1 protein-coding gene is annotated in these 1,102 nt (G+C 65.1%); it reads right to left on the minus strand.

Annotated features, from left to right (window positions below; all coding sequences use genetic code 11):
• Nucleotides 1-22 precede the first annotated feature (22 nt).
• The coding region (gene tuf, locus J7346_RS14900) for an elongation factor Tu (RefSeq protein ID WP_209120758.1) at nt 23-1,102 on the minus strand (1,080 nt) is incomplete at its 5' end.

The following is a 1,102-nucleotide window of genomic DNA, read 5'->3' on the forward strand; positions in this document are numbered from 1 at the left end:
GTCTTTCAGCCGTGGGGGCTGATTACTCGGTGATCTTCGACACGACGCCGGCACCAACCGTGCGGCCGCCTTCGCGGATGGCGAAGCGGAGCTTCTCTTCCATGGCGATCGGGGTGATCAGCTCGACGTTCAGCTCGGCGTTGTCGCCGGGCATGATCATCTCGACACCTTCCTTCAGGTGCACGATGCCGGTCACGTCCGTCGTCCGGAAGTAGAACTGCGGGCGGTAGTTGGTGAAGAACGGCGTGTGACGGCCACCCTCTTCCTTGGTCAGGATGTAGGCCTCGGCCAGGAATTTGGTGTGCGGGGTGATCGAACCCGGCTTGCACAGCACCTGGCCGCGCTCGACGTCTTCACGCTTGGTGCCGCGCAGCAGCACGCCGACGTTGTCGCCCGCCTGGCCCTGGTCCAGCAGCTTGCGGAACATTTCCACGCCCGTGCAGGTCGTCTTCTGGACCGGACGGATGCCGACGATCTCGACTTCCTCACCGACCTTGACGATGCCGCGCTCGACGCGACCGGTCACCACGGTGCCGCGGCCCGAGATCGAGAACACGTCTTCCACCGGCATCAGGAACGGCAGGTCAACCGGACGCTCCGGCTGCGGGATGTAGTCGTCGACCGTCTGCATCAGCGCCAGGATGGCTTCTTCGCCGATCTTGGCGTCGCGGCCTTCGACCGCCGCCAGGGCCGAGCCCTTGGTGATCGGAATGTCGTCGCCCGGGAACTGGTACGAGCTCAGCAGCTCGCGCACTTCCATCTCGACCAGCTCCAGCAGTTCCTCGTCGTCGACCATGTCGACCTTGTTCAGGAACACCACCAGCGCGGGAACGCCGACCTGACGCGACAGCAGGATGTGCTCGCGGGTCTGCGGCATCGGGCCGTCAGCGGCCGACACCACCAGGATCGCGCCGTCCATCTGCGCCGCACCCGTGATCATGTTCTTCACATAGTCGGCGTGGCCCGGGCAGTCGACGTGGGCGTAGTGACGGTTGGCCGTCTCATATTCCACGTGCGCCGTGTTGATCGTGATGCCGCGCGCCTTCTCTTCCGGCGCCGCGTCGATGTCGGCGTAGTTCATCGCCTTCGCACCACCGGCCTT

Source organism: Brevundimonas sp. A19_0 (assembly GCF_017744255.1).
Taxonomy (GTDB): domain Bacteria; phylum Pseudomonadota; class Alphaproteobacteria; order Caulobacterales; family Caulobacteraceae; genus Brevundimonas.